Origin of the sequence: Microbacterium sp. NPDC089698 (assembly GCF_044749045.1) — a bacterium.
In the GTDB taxonomy this organism is placed as follows: Bacteria; Actinomycetota; Actinomycetes; order Actinomycetales; family Microbacteriaceae; genus Microbacterium.
The window spans coordinates 288,480-304,178 of sequence record NZ_JBIVHE010000006.1 but is presented as its reverse complement, the minus strand read 5'-3'; the positions used below and the strand labels follow the sequence as shown (position 1 = coordinate 304,178).

13 protein-coding genes are annotated in these 15,699 nt (G+C 71.9%); 3 read left to right on the top strand and 10 right to left on the bottom strand.

Annotation, left to right across the window (positions count from 1 at the left end; genetic code table 11):
- Positions 1-88 precede the first annotated feature (88 nt).
- Entirely contained in the window at positions 89-3,907 is a 3,819-nt protein-coding gene (locus ACIPY5_RS16775; RefSeq protein ID WP_400972615.1) for a proline dehydrogenase family protein, read from the bottom strand.
- 142 nt (positions 3,908-4,049) lie between these two features.
- The gene (locus ACIPY5_RS16770; RefSeq protein WP_309342227.1) at positions 4,050-4,613 is read right to left on the bottom strand and encodes an acyl-CoA thioesterase; all 564 of its coding nucleotides are present in this window, start codon (positions 4,611-4,613) and stop codon (positions 4,050-4,052) included.
- A gap of 141 nt (positions 4,614-4,754) precedes the next feature.
- On the opposite strand from ACIPY5_RS16770, the gene ACIPY5_RS16765 reads away from it, so the two are divergent.
- On the top strand, positions 4,755-5,261 hold the full coding sequence (locus tag ACIPY5_RS16765; protein WP_105689569.1) for a GNAT family N-acetyltransferase: 507 nt from the start codon (positions 4,755-4,757) through the stop codon (positions 5,259-5,261).
- A gap of 285 nt (positions 5,262-5,546) precedes the next feature.
- Here ACIPY5_RS16765 and ACIPY5_RS16760 read toward each other — a convergent pair whose 3' ends face one another.
- From ACIPY5_RS16760 to ACIPY5_RS16750, 3 genes are read right to left on the bottom strand one after another with little or no spacing between them, the layout of a single operon-like run.
- Positions 5,547-7,160, bottom strand: a complete 1,614-nt coding sequence (locus ACIPY5_RS16760) for a cytochrome b/b6 domain-containing protein (protein ID WP_400972613.1) — start codon at positions 7,158-7,160, stop codon at positions 5,547-5,549.
- A 2-nt stretch (positions 7,161-7,162) separates the two neighbouring features.
- Complete coding sequence (locus tag ACIPY5_RS16755) at positions 7,163-8,143, bottom strand: electron transfer flavoprotein subunit alpha/FixB family protein (RefSeq protein WP_400972611.1); 981 nt, start codon at positions 8,141-8,143, stop codon at positions 7,163-7,165.
- Between the two features lie 2 nt (positions 8,144-8,145).
- A complete protein-coding gene (locus ACIPY5_RS16750) occupies positions 8,146-8,922 on the bottom strand; it encodes an electron transfer flavoprotein subunit beta/FixA family protein (RefSeq protein ID WP_400972609.1) in 777 nt (258 codons plus the stop codon).
- A 260-nt stretch (positions 8,923-9,182) separates the two neighbouring features.
- Here ACIPY5_RS16750 and ACIPY5_RS16745 point away from each other — a divergent pair, with 260 nt between their 5' ends.
- Together ACIPY5_RS16745 and ACIPY5_RS16740 are read left to right on the top strand one after the other, a co-directional pair.
- Positions 9,183-9,719: a MarR family transcriptional regulator gene (locus ACIPY5_RS16745; protein ID WP_309342214.1), complete on the top strand. Its 537-nt coding sequence runs from the start codon at positions 9,183-9,185 to the stop codon at positions 9,717-9,719.
- A gap of 47 nt (positions 9,720-9,766) precedes the next feature.
- Positions 9,767-10,207 carry a YdeI/OmpD-associated family protein gene (locus ACIPY5_RS16740; RefSeq protein ID WP_400972606.1) on the top strand — a complete coding sequence of 147 codons (441 nt, stop codon included), beginning with the start codon at positions 9,767-9,769 and terminating at the stop codon, positions 10,205-10,207.
- 102 nt (positions 10,208-10,309) lie between these two features.
- Here the strand turns inward: ACIPY5_RS16740 and ACIPY5_RS16735 are convergent, their stop codons facing one another.
- The 5 genes from ACIPY5_RS16735 to ACIPY5_RS16715 form a co-directional block, all read right to left on the bottom strand.
- The gene (locus ACIPY5_RS16735) at positions 10,310-10,855 is read right to left on the bottom strand and encodes a putative immunity protein (RefSeq protein ID WP_400972604.1); all 546 of its coding nucleotides are present in this window, start codon (positions 10,853-10,855) and stop codon (positions 10,310-10,312) included.
- Positions 10,852-11,634 carry an enoyl-CoA hydratase-related protein gene (locus ACIPY5_RS16730; protein WP_309342202.1) on the bottom strand — a complete coding sequence of 261 codons (783 nt, stop codon included), beginning with the start codon at positions 11,632-11,634 and terminating at the stop codon, positions 10,852-10,854. Before ACIPY5_RS16730 ends, ACIPY5_RS16735 begins: the two co-directional genes overlap by 4 nt.
- Positions 11,635-11,818: 184 nt before the next feature.
- Positions 11,819-12,703 (bottom strand): 3-hydroxyisobutyrate dehydrogenase, encoded by an 885-nt coding sequence (mmsB, locus tag ACIPY5_RS16725; protein ID WP_400972602.1) that lies wholly within the window; start codon positions 12,701-12,703, stop codon positions 11,819-11,821.
- Complete coding sequence (locus ACIPY5_RS16720; protein ID WP_400972601.1) at positions 12,700-13,887, bottom strand: acyl-CoA dehydrogenase family protein; 1,188 nt, start codon at positions 13,885-13,887, stop codon at positions 12,700-12,702. Before ACIPY5_RS16720 ends, mmsB begins: the two co-directional genes overlap by 4 nt.
- 39 nt (positions 13,888-13,926) lie before the next feature.
- Positions 13,927-15,429, bottom strand: coding sequence for a CoA-acylating methylmalonate-semialdehyde dehydrogenase (locus ACIPY5_RS16715; protein ID WP_400972598.1), 1,503 nt, complete (start codon positions 15,427-15,429; stop codon positions 13,927-13,929).
- Between the last annotated feature and the right edge of the window lie 270 nt (positions 15,430-15,699).

The window sequence follows — 15,699 nt, the reverse complement described above, 5'->3', positions numbered from 1 at the left end:
TGGATGCGCGGAGAAGATGCGACACGGGCACGCCGTCGTCCATTGTCTCACCCGAGGCTGGACGTGGCCATCACGGCGCGGCGCCGGGTCAGATCACCTCTGCGCTCCAGTCGTCCGGGTTGCCATAGCGGTGGGCGGTGATCGCGATGGCCTGCTCGTGCAGGAACGGCAGCAGCTCGATCCGTCCCGCGGTCGTCACCTCTCCGGCGAAGATCGCCAGATCCGGATCCCCCTGCACCGCCTCGGCGAGCGCGGCGTGCAGCGCAGCGACCTCCTCCGCCCCGCCCACGATGCGCACCCGGTTCGGCCGCGCCGGCGCACCCTCGACAGCGGGTTCCCGCCCGCTCCCGTCGCGATCTCTGCCGCTCTCCTTGCGGTTCTCCGGCGGATCCTGCGACAGGAGCAGATCGGATCCATCTCGAACGGATCCGTCCGCGGCCGGTCCCGTGAACCGCTGGGTCCACTCCGCGTCGCTCTCCACGAACACCGTGACGCCGGCCTCCCCCAGCACGCGGCGCACCGCGGCGGGCAGGCCGATCGGCGAGGAGAGCGTGAACGCGCCCCCGCCGCGGATCGCCGCGATCGCCACCCGCAGCAGCGCCCGCAGCGGCGCCTCTCCCGTGGCGCGCACGGCCACCGGCACGGAGCGGTATCGGAACAGGTTGCGCTCCACGCCGAGGCGCGAGACGTCGCGCACCCGGCCGAACTCGCGGTCCCAGGCGAGCGCGTCCGAGAGCGCCGCGCGACGCAGCCACTCGAAGGCGGTGTAGTCGAGCGAGGGCTGGGCGGCCTCGATGAGCGCGGTGATCCGCGAGTCCAGTCCGCGCAGGTGCAGGGTCGTGGATCCGGCGCCGCCGGTGTCCCGCCAGGATCCCAGCCCGATGAGGTGGTTCGGCCCGCCCGCCTTGGTGCCGGTGCCGACCGAGGAGCGCTTCCAGCCGCCGAAGGGCTGCCGCTGCACGATGGCGCCGGTGATCCCGCGGTTCACGTACAGATTGCCGGCCTGTACGCGATCCAGCCACAGCGCGAGATCGGCCGGATCCTGGGTGTGCAGCCCCGCGGTGAGCCCGTAGTCCACGGCGTTTTGCAGGTCGACCGCCCGCGCGAGCGTCGGCGCGTGCATGATGCCGAGCACCGGGCCGAAGAACTCCTCGCGATGGAAGCGCGACCCGGGCTGCACGCCGAGGCGGATGCCCGGCGTCCACAGCCGGCCCTCGGATCCGGGGATCTCGCGCGGCTTCAGCAGCCACTTCTCGTCGGGACCGAGTTCGGTGAGCGCCCATTCCAGCTTGCCCTGCGGCGGCTCGATCACGGGGCCGACCTCGGCGCGCGGATCCTCGGGCCAGGCCACGCGCATCGACCGGGCCGCGTCCACGAACTGCCGCGCGAACCGGCGGGAGCGCCCCACCGGGCCGACGAGGATCGCGAGCGATGCGGCGGAGCATTTCTGCCCCGCGTGCGCGAACGCGCTCTTCACGAGGTCGGCGACCGCGAGATCCAGATCCGCCGACGGCGCGATCACGATCGCGTTCTTCCCGCTCGTCTCGGCGTGCAGCGCCAGGTCGTGCCGCCAGCCGCGGAACAGCGCGGCGGTCTCGAAGGATCCGGTGAGGATGACCCGGTCGACGTCGGGGTGCGCGATGAGCTCCCGGCCGAGCTCGCCCTCGGAGATGTCGACGAACGCGAGCAGGTCCCGCGGGATCCCGGCGTCCCAGAGCGCGGCGGCGATCACGGCCGCCGAGCGCCGCGCCTGCGGGGCGGGCTTGAAGACGACACCGGATCCCGCGGCGAGCGCCGCGAGCACGCCGCCGGCGGGGATCGAGAGCGGGAAGTTCCACGGCGGGGCGACCACGGTGAGCCGGGACGGCACGAACGCGGCCCCGGGGATCGCGTCGAGCTCACGGGCCTTCGCGGCGTAGTACCTCGCGAAGTCGACGGCCTCGCTGACCTCGACGTCGCCCTCGGAGATCACCTTGCCGGTCTCGGCGGCGGCGACCTCGATCAGTTCGGCCCTGCGCGACTCGAGCACGGCGGCGATCCGCAGCAGCACCTCGCCGCGCTCGACCGCCGGGCGCGCACCCCAGGCCGCGGCCGCGGTGCGCACGCGGGCGAGGATGCGGTCGAGCTGCTCCGCGTCGGTGACGCGGGCGCTGCGCACGATCCCGTCGCCGGTCGTCGAATCGGGGATCCGGGCGAGGATCTCGCGCGCCCACTCGCGGTTCGCGGGCAGCGCCGGGTCGCTGTCGACGGCGTTGCGGAAGCCCGGGGCGCCCGCCGCGATCGCGGACTCGTCCTCGCGCGCGGCGAACACGGCCGTCTCCACGAAGGTGTCGCCGGGATCCACGGCCTCGGCGATCCCGAGCACGGCCTGGGTGAGCGCGGCGGACTCCGCATCCGGATCCGTGGTCAGCGCGGCGGACTCGTGCACCGGGGCGAGCCGGTTCTGCCGGCGGCGCGGGCGTGCCGGCAGTGCGGGGTCGGCGGAGCGCTCGAGCGAGAGCGCGAAGCGGTTGATCTCACGGTCCAGCGCATCCGGATCCTCGTGCAGCCGGAAGGCGGAGGAGAGGAAGTTCTCGGGAGAGGCCGTCTCCTCGAGACGCCGTACGAGGTAACTGATCGCGACGTCGAACTCGCGCGGCTTCACGACCGGCACGTAGAGCAGCACGTGCCCGACCTCGCGGCTCACCGCCTCGACCTGGCCCTGCGCCATCCCGAGCAGCATCTCGAACTCGATCGGCGCGGATCCGGATCCCGCGCCTGCGGCGCCGGCCCCTTCGACGAGCTCGGGGACCGAAGCGCGCACTCCGCGGTCGCCGGCGAGGAGCCACGCGTAGGCGATGTCGAAGAGGTTGTGCCCGGCGATGCCGATGCGCACCGCGCGGACGGATTCGGGCGTGAGCGCCTCGTCCAGGCAGCGCAGGTAGTTCGCGTCGGTGTCGATCTTGGTGTCATAGGGAGCAGGGGTCCAGCCGTGCAGGGCCGCCTCCACGCGCTCCATCGCGAGGTTCGCGCCCTTCACGAGACGCACCTTGATCGGCGCGCCGCCGTGGTCGACGCGATCCTTCGCCCACGCGGTCAGCTCCCGCAGGGCCGGAAGGGCGTCGGGCAGGTAGGCCTGCAGCACGATGCCCGCCTCAAGATCCTTGAGCCGCGGATCCTCCAGGATCCGCGTGAACACCGCGATCGTGAGGTCGAGATCGCGGTACTCCTCCATGTCCAGGTTGATGAACGTCTGCGCGCTCTTCGGGCTTGTCGACGCCCACGGATCCCCGGCCGCCGTCAGATACAGCGGCAGCAGCCGCTCCGCGACCTGCTCGACGACCTCGTCGAAGGCCCACATCGAGATCCGGCTCACGACCGCGGAGACCTTGACCGAGACGTAGTCGACGTCGTCCCGGCGGATGAGCTCGTGGATCCCGTCCAGCCGCCGCTGCGCCTCGTCCTCCCCGAGCACGGCCTCGCCGAGAAGGTTGAGGTTGAGCCGCGCACCGCCCGAGCGCAGCTTCGCGATCGTCGGGGTGAGCTTAGCGGGGCGCGCATCGGCGATGAGGTGGCCGACCATCTCGCGCAGCACCGTGCGCGCGATCGGCACGGTGGGCGCGGGGAGCCCCTGAGCCACGATCCCGCCCGCACGGACGGCGGCGCGCAGGTACCAGGGCAGGAATCCGGGCACGAGCGGCGCCACGCGGTTGAGCCCGGCGGCCGCGGCCCCCAGACTCTCGGGCCGCATCACGTCGTCGACGAAGCCGAGCGTGAACGGCAGCCCGTTCGGATCCCGCAGCACCCCGGCGAGCCGTTCGGCAGCGGGATCCGCGTGCGCGGCGGCGGCTTCATCGATCCAGCGCTGGGCGAGGACGACGGCCCGGCGGGCGCGCTCGGTCTCGGCGGCGTTCAGCCACTGCGGCATCGGTTTCCGTCCTTCCCGCCTCGCGCCTTCGGGGTGGGCGCGGAATGCTCCCCTCCAGCATGGCGCTCCTCGCGGCGCGCGGCTCGGCGGCACGCCCTCCGCGCCCCTGTCTGCGCCCTCCGCCGGCGCGAGGGCTGCCGCCTCAGTCCGCCCAGACGCTCGGCGCGGGCGCCTTGGTCGGCGGCAGCGCCGAGGCGGCCGCCCAGTCGTGGATCCAGTCCTCGACGCCCGGCACATCCTCCGGTCGGCCCAGCGCGCCGAAGAACTCCTCGTGCGAGACGGTCCCGCCGGTGCGGCGCAGCATGCGCGCGCGCACGATCACCTTGGCGTACACCTCGCCGTCGACCACGGCGCGGTGCTCCATGAACAAAGCCTTGTCGTCGTGCCCGATGAAGCGGGACTCCACGTCGAAGCGCTGCCACAGCTCGAGCGACTTGCGGAAGGTGATCGTCTCGCTCGAGACCACGGCGTACCAGCCGCGATCCTTCATCGCGTCGAACAGCCCGGTGCGGATCAGCAGATCCCACCGGCCGAGGTCGAACAGGGACAGATACCGGCCGTTGTTCATGTGCCGCAGGATGTCCAGGTCCGTCGGCAGTGTGGTCAGGCGGATCCGCCCGACCGCCGTCGGAGCGAGGGTCTGGCCCCGGCGCGAGCGCCGGCGGGCGGAGAGGATGACGAGCAGAGTGCGCCAGATCACGTTCACACGAGGAGCGTAGTGAATCCGGCATGGATTCCCCTGATCGATTGTCTGAATCCCACAGACGACCGGGAGGCGGAAACGTGCCGGAAATGCTTGTCGTCACTCGATTTCGCGTCCGCGCACGGCGCGCGTAGAGTCGCGATCATGAGCGCCGAAGCCCTTCCCACCGTCACCGTCCGGCCCGTTCGCGATGTCGATGCCGAAGCGCTCGGCCGCGTGCACGCGAAGTGCTGGCACGAGACCTACGACCACCTGATCAGCACCGCGACGCTCGAGGCGGTCTCTCCCAAGCGGCTCGCCGAGCTGTGGACGCACTGGGCCTCCCAGGGCGAGGAGTACCGCATGAGCGCGGCGCTCGTCGACGGCGAGATCGTCGGCTTCGTCGGCTCCGGTCCCGCGCGCGACGAGAACCCCCCGGCGGAGCGCGAGCTCTACTTCATCTACCTCCTCGACGCCTGGCACGGCACCGGCATCGGCCAGCGCCTGTTCGACGCCGCCGTCGGCGCGGGCGAGAACTCCTACCTCTGGGTCGCCGAGGACAACCCCCGCGCGCATCGCTTCTACGTGCGCAACGGCTTCACGCTCGACGGCGCCAGCCAGCAGGAGCCCTTCCTCGGCGAGACCATCAAGGAAGTCCGCTTCGTGCGCTGACCCCGGCTGCGCCCCGCGTCTCTGCGCCGAGGCCCCCTCTGAGCATCCACGCCCCCACAGGCGTGCGCCGCTGAGAGGGGGCCTCGACGCTGCGAGGGGGCGTCAGCGGATCCCGCCACGGAGCGCGATATCGGACTCGCGCCCGATCGCGGAGCACGCTTCCATGTCGAGGCCCCCTCTGAGCATCCACGCCCCCACAGGCGTGCGCCGCTGAGAGGGGGCCTCGATACTGCGAGGGGGCGTCGACGGATCCTGGGCGGGTAGGGGGGCGACGGGATCCTGCTGCTACCGGCCCGACACCTGGCCGAACGCCTTCGCGATGGGGGCGATCACGAGCGGTCGCGCGGCGATCCAGCCCCCGGCGATCACCACGAGCGAGAGCACGAACACCCAGAAGCCGGTCCAGGTCACCGCGTCCTGCGAGGCGAACATGTGGTTCAGGTTGCGGAGCATGCCGGTGAGCAGCACGAGCGCGACGTGCACCACGATGAACGCCGTGAAGAACAGCATGGTCGGGAAGTGCACCGCGCGGGCGAGCTCGATGGGATACGCCTTGGAGAGCCCCTCCGCCTTCTTCGGCCACAGCCCCGACATCCGGAACCCCGTGGCGATGGCCACGGGCGCCGCGAGGAACACGATCGTGAAGTAGGCCAGCTGCTGCAGGCTGTTGTAGTTCACCCAGCCGTTCTCGGTCGGCCAGTCGAACGACACGTACTGCAGCAGCGCGGAGAGAGCATTCGGGAACACGTCCCAGCTCGTCGGCACGATCCGCATCCACTGCCCTGTGGCGAACAGCAGCACCACGAAGATCACGCCGTTGACGATCCAGAGCAGGTCGAGGCCCTGGTGGAACCACAGCGTCAGGCTGATCTTGCCCTTGGGGTTGCCGCGCGGCGTCCAGAACGCCGTGGGACGCTTCTGCGTGCGCACCTGCAGACCCGATCGGATGATCAGCGTCATGAGGAACACGTTGAAGAAGTGCTGCCAGCCGATCCACCCGGGGATCCCGACGGGCGCGCCCGAGGGCAGGTGGCACTCGCCCGGGTAGGTCGTGAGGAAGTCCTGCATGAAGGGCAGGCTGAGGAACGCCCGCACGAGCACGATCGCGGCGCCGGCGAGGACCGCGAGGCCCGCCGCGGCGAACAGGCCGCCGATCGCCTGCAGCCAGGTCGGGCGGAGCTTCGATGCCGCGGGTTCCGCGACGGCGTGGCGCGGTGCCGAGCCGTTCCAGACGGTGCGCGTGAACGGCAGCGGTGCGGACACGTCGGGGCGCGGCGCGACCACGGTCGACGGCGCGGCGCCGGTGGCGGTCGCCGCCTCGGTCGCAACGGCAGCGGCCGCCGTCACCACGGGGCCGGCCACCTCCTCGGCCGAGAAGGCGACGGTTCCGGCCGGAGGCCAGGGCTCTCCACCGGCCACGCGCGGCAGACCGCGGCGCAGGGCGGTTCCGGTCGCAACGGGAGCGCCCGCGGACACGGGGGCGCTCGGCGCGGCCGCCATCGCGGGACTCGCCGCAGCGGCCTCCGAAGCGCCGGTCGCCGAGGCACTCGCGGTGCTCGGCGCCACGGCGGCGGATCCTTCGACGGCCTGGGCGGCCGGGGTCGCGAGGAGGACGGGCGCGGCGTCCGCCGGAGGCCAGGGCTCACCCCCCGCGATGCGCGGCAGGCCGCGGCGCAGGGCGGATCCGGCCGCCGCCGCACCGGCGACGTCGCGCGCCGGATCCGCCGACACCGAGACGGACTCCGCTGTCGCGGGAGCGCTCGGAGCGGCGTCCATCTCGACGGCACGCGCATCGGCGGGCGCCGTCGCGACGACCTCGGCAGCCGCCGCGACCACCCCGGCGGGCGGCCAGGCCTCGCCGCCGCGGGTGCGGGGCAGTCCCCTGCGCACGGTCGTCATGACTACTTCTTCCGAGCCCGCAGCGCCTCGATCACCTGCGGCACGACCGTGAACAGGTCGCCCACGATGCCGAAGTCCGCGACGTCGAAGATCGGCGACTCCGGATCCTTGTTGATCGCGACGATCGTCTTGGCCGTCTGCATGCCGGCGCGGTGCTGGATTGCGCCGGAGATGCCGAGCGCGATGTAGAGCTGCGGCGAGACCGAGACGCCGGTCTGACCCACCTGATGGGCGTAGGGGATGTATCCCGCGTCGACGGCTGCCCGGGAGGCGCCGATCGCGCCGCCGAGCTCGTCGGCGAGATCCTCGACGAGGGAGAAGTTCTCCTTGGATCCGAGTCCGCGGCCTCCCGAGACGACGACCTTGGCACCGCGCAGTTCGGGCCGGGACGAGGCCGCCTCGACGGCTTCGACGGGCTCGCCGGCCGCGGCAGCGGCACCGGACGCCTCGACCGCGAGCGCCTCGACGCGGGCGTCGGCCACGGCCTCCGCGCGCGCGTCGATCGCGCCCTGGCGCACCGTGATCACGGGGGCGCCGAAAGTCGGAGCCGAGTCGGTGAGGAACGCCCCGCCGTAGACGGAGTGGTGGGCCACCACGCCCTCGTCGTCACGGGAGAGGCCGATCGCGTCCACCGACAGCGCCAGGTGCTCGCGCACGGCGAGGCGCGCGGCGGCGTCGCGGCCGGCGATCGAGTTCGCGACGAGCACGGCGTCGGGGCCGACCGCGCGATACGCGGCCTGCAGCGCGTCGACCACGGGGACGGTGACGGATCCGCCGTCGACGTCCGCCGTGAGCACGACCTGCGCGCCGGCCGCGATGGCGGCGTCGACCGCCGCCTGCGCGGTTCCGGCCGGGGCCGCGACGAGCGCGACCGGGGAGCCCAGCTCCGCTGCGGCGCCGAGCAGTCCCGCGGTCGACGGCGCGGCGGCGCCCGCCGGGGTCACGTCGACGAGGACGAGGATCGCCTTCTCGGGGTATGCCATGCTCACACCAGCCTGTTCTGCGCGAGGAACTCGACGAGCTGCGCTGCCGCATCGCCCTCGTCCGTGATCTTCACACCGGCCGCGCGCGGAGGCTTCTCCGCCACGGCGGTCAGGATCGTCTGCGGCGCCTCTGCGGGATCGGCGCTGACGCCGAGGTCGGCGAGGGAGAGCACCTCGAGCGGCTTCTTCTTGGCCGCCATGATGCCCTTGAAGTTCGGGAAGCGCGCGTCGGGCAGTGCTTCGGTGATCGAGATCACGGCGGGCAGCGGCGCGCTCACCTGCTGGGATCCGAAGTCCGTCGCACGGGTGCCGGTCACGGCGTCCGCGCCGATCGTCACCGCGCTGAGCGCGGTCGCCTGCGCGAAGCCGAGGTGCTCTGCGAGCATCGCCGGGATCACGCCGCCGGATCCATCCGTGGAGAGGTTCCCCGTGATGACCAGATCCGGTTCGCCGCGCCGGATCGCCGCCGCGAGCGTCGTCGCGGTCAGCCCCAGATCGGCGCCGTGCAGCGCCTCGTCGACGACGTGGACCGCGGATCCGGCGCCGATCGCGAGCGCCCGGCGGATCGACGCGGTCGCCGACTCCGGTGCCATCGACAGCGCCACCACCTCCGTCCCCGGGTTGGCGTCGGCGTAGCTCAGGGCGACCTCGAGCGCGCGCTCGGTGATCTCGTCGAGGACGACGTCTCCGGCGCCGCGATCGGCCAGACCCGTCTCCAGGTCGAGCTTGCGGTCCCCGTAGGTGTCCGGCACCTCTTTCACCAGGACGAAGATCTTCATCGAGCCTCCTCACGCGACCTTGACCGGCCGGTCCGGCCGCAGGCGGAATCATCCCGGTTACCGGGCGATAACGTGGTGCCAGCGTACCTCAGCGCGGGGGCCGGATCCGACCGTTCCCGACACCGGCGGACACACCCTGGCGCAACCCTCCAACCCGGACGCCGCCCAGCCCGCAGCGCCTTGGCGGAGCACTACGAACACGCCCGCGCGGCGGCTCCCCGCGGATCCGGATCCGATTCCCGCCCCGGTAACGTAGGGGAATGGCCCGTCCGCACCCCCTGCCCGTCGATCCTCTCGCCGAGGCGAAGCGGCAGTGGCTCGCGCACGGCTGGGACCACGCCGCCGACGGCATGTCGCTCGTCACCTCGGTCATGCGGGCCCAGCAGCTCCTGCTCGCGCGGGTGGACGCCACGCTGCGCCCGTTCGCCCTCTCGTTCGCGCGCTACGAGGTGCTGCGCCTGCTCGCGTTCAGCCGCACCGGCACGCTGCCGCTGTCGAGCGTCGTCGCACGCCTGCAGGTGCATGCCACGAGTGTCTCCAGCACCGCGGACCGGCTGGTCCGCGACGGCCTGATCGCCCGGCACCGCGACCCCCACGACGGCCGCGCCGCACTGCTCGAGCTCACCGAGGGCGGCCGCGAGCTCGTCGAACGCGCCACCGCCGCGCTCAACGACGAGGTGTTCGCCGAACCGGGCATCTCCTCCCAGGACTCGGCGGACCTCGTCGCGATCGTCGCCCGCATGCGCAAGGCCGCCGGCGACTTCGCGGATCCGCGCCCCCAGCCGGATCCGCTCTGATCTCGTCCTGCTCGCGGTGCGGACGACGCCGCCGTAGGCTGGCGCGCATGAGCGAACTGCGGATCCGCACCGTCCTCGAACCCTTCGGCCCCGCCGGCGCCATCGTGCTCACCGATGCGCAGGTCGCCGAGATCAGCACCGCGAAGGCCTTCCCCGTCACGGTGACGATCGGCGAGAGCTCCGCGCGCCTGCGCCTGGGCCGCATGGGCGGGAAGAACCTCATCGGCTTCAGCAAGGCGAACCGCACGGCGATGGGCCTCGAACTCGGCGACGAGTTCGACGCCGTGATCGCCGCCGACACCGCCGAACGCACAGTCGAGGTGCCGGAAGCGCTTTCGGCCGCCCTCGCCGATGCCGGACTCACCGGGGCCTACGAGGCGCTGAGCTTCACGCGCCGCAAGGAGCTCGCGGTCTCCGTCGCAGACGCCAAGCAGGAGGCGACGCGCGAACGCCGCATCGCCAAAGCCCTGGACGAGCTGCGCGGCTGAGGTGCCGCGCCCTCGGGGTCGTTGAGCGAGCCCGGCCGAAGGCCGAGCGAGACGAAACGCGGCGCCCTAGCGAGCACGCGCCCAGCCCAGGAGGATCCGCCGTCAGTCCCCGTCGTAGACGTAGGCGTCGAAGCGGGCGGGGATGTTCATGCGCTGCCACGCGAGCTCTTCGTCGCGGCGGGAGCGATCGCCGGGGAACGCCCGGGCCGTGTGCCGCGGCACCTGCCTGCTGTGCCCGGCGAGGTGCGCGACGGCCACCGCCTGCCCGCACACGCGCGCGGCCGCGACGGCGCTCGGATCCTGCGCCTGGCGTGCGGCCTCATGGCAGGCGAACGCCTTCTCCCGCACGGCGTCGATGTCGAGCTCGCCGCGCAGGAACGCCTCCGCGGCCGCGAGCGCCTGATGCGGGCGGTCGTCATCGGGGCGCTCGGCCTGGAACAGCGGCAGGAGCCGCTCGGCGCAGGCGATGGTCCAGCCGACCAGCTCGCGCCGATCGTCCTCCGAGAGGCGCAGATCCTCGATGTCGGGCAGCGCGCCGTCGGCGAAGAGCGGCACGACGTTCGACGACGGGTCCTCGCGCCCCGAGGCGTCCTGGCGGGACGGATCCGCGAAGGATCCGAGGGAGTGGATGTCGGCCACGGCGATCACCGGTTCACGAACTGCGGAGGACGCTTCTCACGGAAGGCGGCCATGCCCTCCTTCTGGTCCTCTGTGTCGAACAGGGATGCGAAGGCCTCGCGCTCGATGTCGAGTCCGACGGCGAGCGTGGTCTCCATCGCGGCATCGAGGGTGGCCTTCGCCGCGATGATCGACGGCAGCGACTTCGACGCGATCGTCTCGGCGAGCGTCGACGCCTCGGCGAGCAGCTCGGCGGTCGGCACGATGCGCGACACCAGGCCCGCGCGCTCGGCCTCCTCGGCGCCGATGATCCGGCCGGACAGCACGAGCTCGGCGGCCTTGTAGTACCCGACCGCGCGGATGAGCCGCTGGGTGCCGCCCATGCCGGGGATGACGCCGAGGTTCACCTCGGGCTGGCCGAACTTCGCGTTGTCGGCGGCGAGGATGATGTCGCACATCATCGCGAGCTCGCATCCTCCACCCAGGGCGAAGCCGGACACGGCGGCGATGACGGGGGTGCGCACGGCGGCGAAGTCGCGCCACACGCCGAAGTGGTCGGTCGCGGTGATCTCCGCGGCGGACATCGCCTCCATCTCCTTGATGTCGGCGCCCGCGGCGAAGGCCTTCTCGGATCCGGTGACGACGATCGCCCCGATACCCGGATCCGCGTCGAAGGCGGTGGCGGCGGCCGTGACCTCTTCGGCGACGCGAGAGTTCAGCGCGTTGAGCGCCTGAGGCCGGTTCAAGGTGATCCAGCCGACTCGTCCGCGCTGCTCCGTGAGGATCGTCTCGTACTCGTTCGTGGCCATGCTCATCCTTTCGCCGCACCTTCGTGGCGCTTCCAGTATCTCCGATGTCGGTGAACGAACGGTGTCCCCTCCCGACGAACCGCGAGACTCCATCTGGGCGACGAGACTGCACTGCGCGAGTGCAGTCTCGTCGCCCAGATGGAGTCTCGCGGTCAGGGATCCTGCGGGTCTGGATCCTGCCGGGTCAGGACGCGTCGCGGATGTCGGTGATGATCCCGGAGAAGTCGCGACCGGCGCCGGGGCCGGCGGCGAACCTCGCGTAGATCTGCTGGGCGAGCCGGCCCATCTGCGCGTCGGTGCCGGTGCCCTCGATCGCCTGCAGCGCGAGCCCCAGGTCCTTCGCCATGAGCGCGCCCGCGAAGCCGGGCTGATAGTCGCGGTTGGCGGGGCTCGTGGGCACGGGGCCCGGCACGGGGCAGTTCGTCGTGATCGACCAGCACTGGCCCGACGCCTGCGACACGACGTCGAAGAGCGCCTGATGCTCGAGGCCGAGCCGCTCGCCGAGCACGAACGCCTCCGCCACGGCGATCTGCGAGATGCCGAGGATCATGTTGTTGCAGACCTTCGCGGCCTGCCCGAGCCCCGGACCGCCGCAGTGCACGATGCGCTTGCCCATGGTCTCGAGCAGCGGGAGCGCGGCGGCGAAATCCTCGTCGGAGCCGCCCACCATGAACGCGAGCGTGCCGTTCTCCGCGCCGACCACGCCGCCGGAGACAGGGGCGTCGATGTTGCGATGCCCCGCCTCGATCGCGAGCTCGTGTGCGGTGCGCGCCTCGTCGACGGCGATCGTCGAGCTCTCGATGAACAGGGTCCCGGGGTCGGCCGCGGCCAGCAGCCCGTCCTGATAGGCCGCGATCACGTGCTTGCCCGCGGGGAACATCGTGATGACGACCTCCGCGCCGGACACCGCGTCCACCCCGAACTGCGCGACGGGCAGCCCCGCGGCGGAGGCGGCGTCGACCGCGGCGGGCACGACGTCGAAGCCGATCACCTCGTGCCCGGCGGCGAGCAGGTTCTTCGCCATCGGAAGGCCCATGTGGCCGAGCCCGAGGAACGCGATGCGCGTCATGATGCGGCCCGCATCGACGCGGATCCGGAGGGGCGCAGCATCTCGCGTCCGACGATGAGTCTCATGATCTCGTTCGTCCCTTCCAGGATCTGATGCACCCGCAGATCACGGACGACCTTCTCGATCCCGTAGTCCTGAAGGTACCCGTAGCCGCCGTGCAGTTGAAGGGCCTTGTTCGCGACGTCGAAGCCTGCGTCCGTCGCGAAGCGCTTGGCCATCGCGCAGCGCATCGTGGCATCGGGGGCCTTCTCGTCGACGGCCTGCGCGCCGTCGCGCACCATGAGCCGCGCGGCCTGCAGGTCCGTGCGCATGTCGGCGACCGCGAACAGGATCGACTGCTTCTCGGCGAGCGGTTCGCCGAACGCCTCGCGCTCGTGCACGTACTGCACGGCGCGGTCCAGCGCCCACTGCGCGCCGCCGATCGAGCAGGCGGCGATGTTGAGGCGGCCGCCGTTCAGAGCGCTCATCGCGATCGCGAAGCCCTGCCCCTCGGACCCGAGCATGCTGGTCGCGGGGATGCGCACGCCGTCCAGGATCACCTGGCGGGTGGGCTGCGCGTGCCAGCCCATCTTCTTCTCCGGCGCGCCGAAGCTCAGGCCCGCCGCGTCCCCGGGGACGAGGAAGGCCGAGATGCCGCGCGCACCGGAGGCCCCGGTGCGGGCCATCACGATGTAGACCGCGGCCTCGCCGGCGCCGGAGATGAACTGCTTCACTCCGGTCAGGACGTACTCGTCGCCGTCGCGGGTCGCGCTCGTCGCGAGCGCCGCGGCGTCCGATCCCGCGCCCGGCTCCGTCAGGCAGTAGCTGCCCAGCCCCTCCATCGCGATGAGCTCGGGCATCCAGCGCGCGTGCTGCGCGTCCGTGCCGTAGCTGTCGATCATCCAGGCCACCATGTTGTGGATCGAGATGTAGGCGGCGATGGTCGGATCGCCCTTCGCGAGCTCCTCGAAGATCGCGACGGTGTCGACGCGCTCGAGTCCGGTGCCTCCGGACTGCTCGCGCACGTAGATCCCGCCGAGTCCCAGCTCGCCCGCGCGCACCAGGGTGTCGCGCGGGAACAGGTGCTTCTCATCGCGCTCGGCGGCGAACGGGGCGAGCTCGGTCTCGGCGAACTCGCGCACGGCGCCGAGGATGGCGGCGCGCTCCTCGCTGGTCATCGTGATCGGGGTGGCGACGGTGGTCATGTCGTGTTCCTTCTGGTGTTCCTGCGGCGTGCGGCCGGGTCAGTGCATCGTGGGGATGACGAAGCTGGCGCCTTCGCGGACGCCCGCGGCGGGCCACCGCGAGGTGACCGTCTTGGTCTTCGTGTAGAAGCGGAAGGCGTCGGCGCCGTGCTGGTTGAGATCGCCGAATCCGCTGCGCTTCCAGCCGCCGAACGTGAAGTACGCGATCGGCACGGGGATCGGCACGTTCACGCCGACCATGCCGACGTTCACGCGGGCGACGAAGTCGCGGGCCGCATCCCCGTCGCGCGTGAAGATGCCCACGCCGTTACCGAACTCGTGCTCGGACGCCATCCGCAGCGCCTCCTCGTAGTCGGCCGCGCGGGCGATCACGAGCACCGGGCCGAAGATCTCCTCGCGGTAGATCGACATGTCGGTGGTGACCCGGTCGAACAGGGTGGGACCGAGGTAGAAGCCCTCCTCATGCCCCGGGACGGAGAACCCGCGCCCGTCGGCGAGGAGCTCCGCCCCCGCGTCGATCCCCTGCTGGATGTAGTCGGTCACGCGCTCGACCGCGGCGCGGTTCACGAGCGGGCCGTAGTCCATTCCCGGTTCGAGCGAGGGGCCGACCCTGAGCGCGGCCACGCGCTCGGCGAGCTTCGCCGCGAGCGCGTCGGCCGTCTCCTCACCGACCGGCACCGCAACCGAGATCGCCATGCAGCGCTCCCCCGCCGAGCCGTAGCCCGCGCCGATGAGGGCGTCCGCGGCCTGGTCGAGATCGGCGTCGGGCATCACGACGAGGTGGTTCTTCGCCCCGCCGAAGCACTGGGCGCGCTTGCCGTGCGCGTTCGCGGTCGTGTAGATGTACTCCGCGATCGGGGTGGATCCGACGAAGCCGATCGCGCGCACCCGCTCGTCGGTGAGCAGCACGTCGACGGCCTCCTTGTCGCCGTGCACGACGTTGAGGATCCCCGCGGGCAGGCCCGCCTCCAGGAACAGCTCGGCGATCCGCACCGGCACCGAGGGGTCGCGCTCGCTGGGCTTGAGGATGAAGGCGTTTCCGGCGGCGATCGCGGGGCCCATCTGCCACAGCGGGATCATCGCGGGGAAGTTGAACGGGGTGATCCCGGCGACCACGCCGAGCGGCTGACGCAGCGAGTACACGTCGATGCCGGTGCCGACACCCGTGGAGTACTCCCCCTTGAGCAGATGCGGAGCCCCGACGCAGAACTCGATCACCTCGACGCCGCGCTGGATGTCGCCCTTGGCGTCGTCCAGCGTCTTGCCGTGCTCGCGCGAGAGCAGCGCGGCGAGGTCGTCCATCTCGTCGCGGATCAGCTCGAGGAAGCGCATGAGCACGCGCGCCCGCTTCTGCGGGTTGGTCGCCGCCCACTCGGGCTGCGCGGCCTCGGCGTTCGCGATCGCGGCCCGCACCTCGTCCCCGCTCGCAAGAGGCACCCTCGCCTGGACGGCGCCGGTCGCGGGCTCGAACACCTCCCCCCAGCGTCCCGAGGTGCCGGGGATCGGGGATCCTCCGATGAAGTGGGTGATGTCGCGGACCATCGTGTGCTCCTGGTTCTGCGTCGTCGTCGGCGCTGCCTCTGAGAATACATGGTCATCCATCTAGTTAGGAGGGGTTCCATGTAATTCATCGACACCTGTCAGGCCGTTCACCTTCCGGCCACCTTCGACACGTACAACAGACTCTGCGCGGGCTGCGGACGCTGACCGGATCGGGTGCTCGTCTTCCCCGCGCAACGGGATGCGCCCGGCTTTCTCGCACGGGCGCCTACGCGGTCACGAACCGCAGGACCCCCGCCGAATCGGGTCGGC

Excerpts from the sequence above, each read along its gene's own strand:
- ACIPY5_RS16775 (WP_400972615.1), bottom strand. The coding sequence starts at position 3,907 with ATGCCGCAGTGGCTGAACGCCGCCGAGACCGAGCGCGCCCGCCGGGCC.
- ACIPY5_RS16765 (WP_105689569.1), top strand. The coding sequence starts at position 4,755 with ATGAGCGCCGAAGCCCTTCCCACCGTCACCGTCCGGCCCGTTCGCGAT.
- ACIPY5_RS16760 (WP_400972613.1), bottom strand. The coding sequence starts at position 7,160 with ATGACGACCGTGCGCAGGGGACTGCCCCGCACCCGCGGCGGCGAGGCC.
- ACIPY5_RS16755 (WP_400972611.1), bottom strand. The coding sequence starts at position 8,143 with ATGGCATACCCCGAGAAGGCGATCCTCGTCCTCGTCGACGTGACCCCG.
- ACIPY5_RS16750 (WP_400972609.1), bottom strand. The coding sequence starts at position 8,922 with ATGAAGATCTTCGTCCTGGTGAAAGAGGTGCCGGACACCTACGGGGAC.
- ACIPY5_RS16745 (WP_309342214.1), top strand. The coding sequence starts at position 9,183 with ATGGCCCGTCCGCACCCCCTGCCCGTCGATCCTCTCGCCGAGGCGAAG.
- ACIPY5_RS16740 (WP_400972606.1), top strand. The coding sequence starts at position 9,767 with ATGAGCGAACTGCGGATCCGCACCGTCCTCGAACCCTTCGGCCCCGCC.
- ACIPY5_RS16730 (WP_309342202.1), bottom strand. The coding sequence starts at position 11,634 with ATGGCCACGAACGAGTACGAGACGATCCTCACGGAGCAGCGCGGACGA.
- mmsB (WP_400972602.1), bottom strand. The coding sequence starts at position 12,703 with ATGACGCGCATCGCGTTCCTCGGGCTCGGCCACATGGGCCTTCCGATG.
- ACIPY5_RS16720 (WP_400972601.1), bottom strand. The coding sequence starts at position 13,887 with ATGACCACCGTCGCCACCCCGATCACGATGACCAGCGAGGAGCGCGCC.
- ACIPY5_RS16715 (WP_400972598.1), bottom strand. The coding sequence starts at position 15,429 with ATGGTCCGCGACATCACCCACTTCATCGGAGGATCCCCGATCCCCGGC.